Origin of the sequence: Microcystis sp. LE18-22.4A (assembly GCF_027531105.1) — a bacterium.
GTDB lineage: Bacteria > Cyanobacteriota > Cyanobacteriia > Cyanobacteriales > Microcystaceae > Microcystis > Microcystis aeruginosa.
This window is the reverse complement of sequence record NZ_JAPZRB010000216.1, coordinates 1-6,531: the sequence shown is the minus strand read 5'-3', so window position 1 is coordinate 6,531 and position 6,531 is coordinate 1. Positions and strand designations below refer to the sequence as shown.

5 protein-coding genes are annotated in these 6,531 nt (G+C 40.2%); all 5 read right to left on the bottom strand.

The features are described 5' to 3' along the window. Positions 1-634: 634 nt before the first annotated feature. The 5 genes from O9295_RS09595 to rfbG all read right to left on the bottom strand — a co-directional run bounded on the left by O9295_RS09595 (position 635) and on the right by rfbG (position 6,065). Complete coding sequence (locus tag O9295_RS09595) at positions 635-1,573, bottom strand: glycosyltransferase family 2 protein (protein WP_288032805.1); 939 nt, start codon at positions 1,571-1,573, stop codon at positions 635-637. Between the two features lie 54 nt (positions 1,574-1,627). Next, positions 1,628-2,644 (bottom strand): GDP-mannose 4,6-dehydratase, encoded by a 1,017-nt coding sequence (locus O9295_RS09590; protein WP_288032804.1) that lies wholly within the window; start codon positions 2,642-2,644, stop codon positions 1,628-1,630. Beyond that, positions 2,641-3,525, bottom strand: coding sequence for an NAD-dependent epimerase/dehydratase family protein (locus O9295_RS09585; RefSeq protein WP_288032803.1), 885 nt, complete (start codon positions 3,523-3,525; stop codon positions 2,641-2,643). Before O9295_RS09585 ends, O9295_RS09590 begins: the two co-directional genes overlap by 4 nt. Positions 3,526-3,528: 3 nt before the next feature. Next, positions 3,529-4,872 (bottom strand): lipopolysaccharide biosynthesis protein RfbH, encoded by a 1,344-nt coding sequence (rfbH, locus tag O9295_RS09580; protein ID WP_288032802.1) that lies wholly within the window; start codon positions 4,870-4,872, stop codon positions 3,529-3,531. Between the two features lie 74 nt (positions 4,873-4,946). Continuing rightward, on the bottom strand, positions 4,947-6,065 hold the full coding sequence (gene rfbG, locus O9295_RS09575; RefSeq protein ID WP_288032801.1) for a CDP-glucose 4,6-dehydratase: 1,119 nt from the start codon (positions 6,063-6,065) through the stop codon (positions 4,947-4,949). Positions 6,066-6,531 lie beyond the last annotated feature (466 nt).

The following is a 6,531-nucleotide window of genomic DNA, read 5'->3' as shown; positions in this document are numbered from 1 at the left end:
TAGCACTTAACGCTCTTAACCAGGAATCCACTTACCGACGTAGTCTGGCACAAAAAAGTAAACGGGCGGCCATGGATAATAACTATATGATGGCTGTGCTGAAAGCCTTTTGTCAAGCCTAATTGAGATGCTCTTACCCTGGATAAAATAGAACTTAAATAGTTCAAAACTTTAGCCAAGAATATAGGCAAAACAACAATTGAAATGAAAATGAACAGATACCACATTGCCTCATACCTTTCATTTCCTTTTAATCTACCAAATCTTGTGGTAAGAAGATAATTTACATCAATAAAAATCAGTAGAAACGCCCCTACACCTTTGAACCATTGATTGATCGCAGTTTTATTCATTTGATACATTTTATTTTCCTCTTTATTTATTGTGTAAGGATTCAGGTCATACAAAAAGCAGTCAAACCCATGCTGTGTAAGCATTTAGGCGAATTATGGACAAATACTCATTCTCATTAAGAAACGCTGAAAGCCTTAATTTTCGTGCTTATTGAGAATAAAACTGTTAGTTTAGCGAGTTCTGAGATTTTAGAAGCCGCTCTGTGACTGCATTTGAGACACCTGAATCCTTACTTTATTGTCTTTTACAATTTAGATTAAAGAACATCGCTAGGTAACTCTTAATCAAAATTCACTCGCTCTCGCTCTACAACCAGAGGTCTCTTTAAAGACCTTAAATGTATTAGTCCAATATATTCACCAATGAGTCCAATGAAAAATAATTGTACCGAAGAGAAGAAAAATAGAGTAATGTGTAAAGATGCAATTCCCAAGGGTAGAAAGCTAGGATTAAGTAGTTTGACAATTAAGTAGGCCATAGATATGATAAGACTTATAATAGCCATAACAAAGCCAACCATAGTAGCTACTCTAATAGGTACTCTAGAATGACTTGTAATACCCAGTAAAGCAAAATCATAGAGCATAAAGAAGTTTGCGCTGCTAACCCCTCTCTTTCTCGCTGCACTGACATACTCAACCTCAGCGATCTCGAAACCCAATTCCGAAATTAAACCTTTAAAGTAAGGGTAAGGGTCATCAATTTTTCGTAAACTCTGAATGACACACTTATCATATAAGCCGAATCCAGTAGAATCTCTGGTCAATTCTACATCAGAGATTCTACTGAGAACGTAGTAATAGAGTTTTTTGACCTTAAAAAGCACAAATGATTCCCTACTGTTTTTTCTCACCCCTTGAACAACTTTATATCCTTCTTCCCATTTAGTAACAAAATCAACGATTAAAGAGGGTGGATCTTGTAGGTCAGCCATCAGAAAAATCACGGCATCTCCATCTGGTTGAATGAGTCCATAATAGGAGGAACGAACAAAGCCAAAATTTCTGGCATTGACGATAATTTTTACTTTGGGGTCTTTTCGAGCCAGCATTTTTAAGATGTCTACTGTTCGGTCTTTGGAACAGTTATCAATAAAAACGTGTTCGTAGTCATAACCAGATAATTGATTTTCAAAAATCGTCTTAACTTGAGAGTACAAATCCTCAATGTTATCCTCTTCATTATAACAAGGAGTCATAACACTAATAAGCTTTTTCATACTTTATTCTCCTGCATATAAAATATCTGAAATTTAGGTACAATATTAACAAACTCATTTACTTAACCATTCTAACATTTTACTAACTCCTTGACGACTTGAGACGCAGGGTTGCCATTGCAATTTACTTACCGCTTTGCCAATATCAGCAATGAAAATTCGCTGATCACTTTCCCGGGGAGGCAATTGTTTATAATTCAGTTTCACCCCTGTTAAATCTTCTAAAATATCAAACAATTCCAATAGCGAAAGACTATTATCTACCCCTCCGCCGATGTTAAATACTTCACCCTTAATGCTATCAATACGTTCAACAGTTGCTAAATAACAAGCAATTGCGTCACTAGCATATAAGACATCCCTCACCTGTTTCCCATTCCCTGATATTGTAAATGGTTCAGCATTAGGGTTAGTTTTGGCTTCTAATGCTTTCTGGCAAAACCAACCAATCCAACCTTGATCGTAAGTAGAAAACTGACGATCTCCATAAATGGAAGAGTGACGAAAAACAACGGTTTTTAAATGGAAGATACGAGCGTAGTCTAACATATATTGATCCCCTGTCCCTTTAGAACATCCATAGGGTGAATGAAAATTAATGGGTACAGATTCATCAAATCCTTGAGGATAATCGGGGCAGAAATAGCGCTTTTCTAGTTCTTGATACCTAAATTGTTCTAAGTCTCCATAAACTTTGTTAGTTGACGAATAGACTATCGCACTATCAGGACAGTGCTTTCGTACAGACTCTAGAATATTTAGAGTTCCTAAGGCATTGATTTCAAAATCTAGGCGAGGATTAGCAATAGAAGTCGTCATCGCCACTTGACCTGCTAGATGAAAGATAACATCAGGTTTAAATTCTTTGACAGCGCGCTCAACATCATTTGTGTTGCGAATATCTCCATGGGTAAATTGACATTGCCCCTGACTTCGCAACCAGTTAAGATTTTGTTCCGAACCTGATCGGTACAAGTTATCAAAAATGAGCAATTCTTCTCTTTTCTTTAATATTTGTCCAGCAATGTTGCTTCCTAAAAATCCACAGCCACCAGTAATTAAATATTTCATCGATTAATACTACTCCTTTCCTGATCTATAGTGTACTTTAACCCTTCAACTAGAGAAGTTTGGGGTTGCCAACCTAATCTTGATAACATTGAAATATCCACATGGGATTCCATGATCTCATTTTCTCGATAAGGAAGCATACCAAAATTAAGTCGAGTGACTTTATTTCCTGTCATCGTTTTAACCGTTTGAACAAACTCTCGAATTTCAATGTTCTTTCCTGTACCTATTTCATAGCGATATAAATTATTAGGAACATCAAAACTAAAGTTAACCAGTGTCATGAAGGCTTCTACAACATCATCAATATAAATAAAATCACGTTTCTGTTCTCCTAATGTCAGATCTATAAAATCTACTTCATGCAGCAAATCCAAGATAATTTTCGAGACAAATTTAGAGCGATCATCAAAGGGTCCATAAAAATGCTCTAGAGCAACACTAATACAAACCATTTTTTGAGAAAATAAGGACAACCAATCTAAAAAATGTTTTTTAGAAAGGGAATAGTAACTCACTCTTTTATCTAAAATGGTATCAGTGTTAATGAATGTTTTGACTGGATAATTTTCTGCTATTTGCAGAATTTTCAAAGGCAAAAAAAGGTTCGCTTGGATAATATCTGTAGGAGGAACGGCAAAACGACCATAATTGGTAGCACAATGGATGATTATGTCAATGACATTTTCTTGAAAAATTTTCTCTATATCAATCGAGTCGAGATCGTAGAACCGAACTTGGTTGATAATAGATTCCAAGGGCGACAATTTAGAGGTTGAGCGCTTAATGATAATAACGTCAAAACCCTCATAGACAAGACGTTTAGCCAGATGACTACCTAAAAATCCTGTACCCCCCGTCAATAAAATAGTTTTTGACATCTCCTACTGTTTCCCCCTACAAAATGCTGTCAGGGTTTCGGCTACATAGGTTAACATCTCCTCGGTTAATCCGGGATAAATGCCCAGCCAAAAAACACTACTCATGATTTTATCAGCATTACTTAAATCCCCAATAACTCGATAATTTAACCCCTTATAAAGAGGCTGTCGCAATAAATTTCCTCCAAATAATAGCCTTGTGCCGATGCGTTTTTCCTCCAAATGCTTAACCAAATCATTGCGGCTAAAAGGCGCATTTTCCTTGACAAAAATCGGAAACCCGAACCAACTCGGTTCAGAATCGGGGCTGGCTTCAGGCAGAATTAAAACATCCTGAAGCTCCTGTAACTTTTGATGCAAAAAGTCGAAATTTTCCAGGCGCTTTTTGATAAATCCTGGCAATTTATCCAGTTGCGCTACCCCGACGGCGGCTTGCATATCCGTCATCTTCAGGTTATAACCCACATGAGAATAGGTGTACTTATGGTCATAGCCAAAGGGCAAATCTCCTAACTGCCAACCGAAGCGCTTATTACAGGTATTATCTACCCCCGGAGGACACCAACAATCTCTGCCCCAGTCACGGAATGACTCGACAATCTTTTTCAAGCGGGTATCACTGGTTAAAACCGCGCCCCCTTCTCCCATAGTCATGTGATGGGCAGGGTAAAAGCTAACCGTTGCTAAATGCCCAAAGGTGCCGGTTTTTTGCCCTTTGTAGAGACTTCCCACCGCATCACAGTTATCCTCAACTACCCAGAGGTCATGTTTTTCGGCAAAAGCCATCACCGCTTCTAAATTAAAGGGATTTCCCAGGGTATGAGCGATCATAATCGCTTTAGTCTTCTCTGACAAGGCCGATTCCAGTTGATCAATATCAAGGTCATAACCGGGTAATTTAACGTCTAAAAAGACGGGAATTAGCTGATTTTGAAAGATGGGGTTAACTGTAGTCGGGAAACCTGCGGCGACGGTAATGACTTCATCCCCCGGTTTAAGTTGTTTTTCCCCCAGTTTAGGGGAAGTTAAGGCACTTAAAGCCACTAAATTGGCCGAAGAGCCGGAATTGACTAATAAACAATGTTTTACCCCCATCCACTGGGCAAAACGTTCCTCAAATTCCGCCGCATATCTGCCCGTCGTTAACCAGAAATCTAGGGAAGAATCCACTAATTTGACTAATTCTTGCTCATCAAATACCTTACCCGATGCCGGAATATAGGTCTGCCCCGCCACAAAAGCCCGGGGTTGAAATTTGTGCTTATAATATTCTTGTACTGCTTGAAAGACTTGCTCTCGCAGTTCTGCTTCAGTATTTGTATTGGGGGGAGAAATAGATTGAGTCATGGTTAATTTCCTTTCAGGGGAGAAATTTGAACTTAATTATCACTTAATTTGCACTATTATCAGCCTTGAGTTCGCTAATCGCTCAGACAACTTTGATAATATTCGATTTGTTGGCGGGTAAGTTCCTGGAATTGTGCCTTATCTTGAGAGTCCATTTGAGCCGCTTGATAATACCATGTCACGGTTTCCTTGAGGGTTTGCCGAAAATCCCAGACTGGTTGCCATTTTAGGGTATGAAAAGCCTTATCTGTGACTAGATTAAGCAATTTAGCCTCATGAACAGCATTCGGATCACTTTGATCGAGCCAAGTCCCCGGCCAAAGTTGTAGGATAGACTCAACTAACTCTTTAACCGGGCGATTAGAGGCTAGAGCCGGACCGAAATTAAACGCCCCATATAACCCCCGGCTGTCTTGCTGCCAATTGGCCGTCATCAACTGCTCATAAATAGACTCAGCTAACCGTAAATAGCCCCCTAAAGGCTCTAAAACGTGCTGCCAAGGACGAGTCGCTAGAGGGTTCCGCACCGGAATCGCTTCGGACTTCATCAAGGCCCGCATTGCATCGGGTACAATCCGGTCTAGAGACCAATCTCCGCCACCGATGACATTTCCGGCCCTGGCACTGGCAATACCGATGGGGGTTTGAGGGGTTTTAAAGAAGGAACTGCGCCAAGATGCGATCGCCAATTCCGCCCCAGCTTTGCTAGAACTATAGGGATCGTAACCCCCTAAGGGGTCATTTTCCCGATAACCATAGACCCATTCCCGATTCTCATAGCACTTATCGCTAGTAATAAACACGGCGGCACAGGGATGATTCAGGCTCTTGAGGGCTTCTAAAACGTGAATAGTCCCCATAACATTTGTGTTCCATGTTTCCACCGACTCAAGATAAGAAAGCCGCACTAGGGGTTGTGCCGCTAAATGAAAGACTACATCCGGTTGCCATGAAGCGATTAAACGAGCTACTAACTCAGGCTCTCGAATATCTCCTATATGATGACTCAGGTTTTGAGCTAAGTCTAATTGGTCGAATAAGGCGGGGGTGGTATTGGGGGCTAAACTGAGGCCTTTTACCTCTGCCCCCAGATGGAGTAACCAAAACGCCAGCCAAGACCCCTTAAAGCCCGTATGACCAGTAATAAAGACCTTTTTGCCCGGCCAAAATGCTTCCTTTACCATATTTTCCATCTAGCTTGTCCAGTGTCATCAAGGTGATTGAGCATTTCCATTTCTCGATAAGTATCCATACACTGCCAAAACCCATCAGGCTCATCCCAGAAGGAGAGGGGAGCTACGATTGTTCACAAGTCAAATAGACTCGCTATACTGGGTTTTCAGTTAATTTCAACGGCTTTCTGCCAGTAATCGCCGAAAAGAATTTTTGAGAAGGCTTAAAACCATCCCCCCAACTCTTTGGGAGCTACTATACATGAACTTGACCGAGGATGTCAATTGCTTAGGGGGCTTTGACAATTGATCTAGTTTTGCTATATGTAGGGTTTGCTGAATAAATCGGCTCTTCGGTTTGTGTTATGCAATGGACGGGGGTTATAAGGGATGTAACCCTTATATAGAAAGGCATTTAGCGATTTTTGTCAATTGTTTCTTATCTAGAGCGAACTAATCAATTAAGTCTCTTGCCAGATAAGGATTT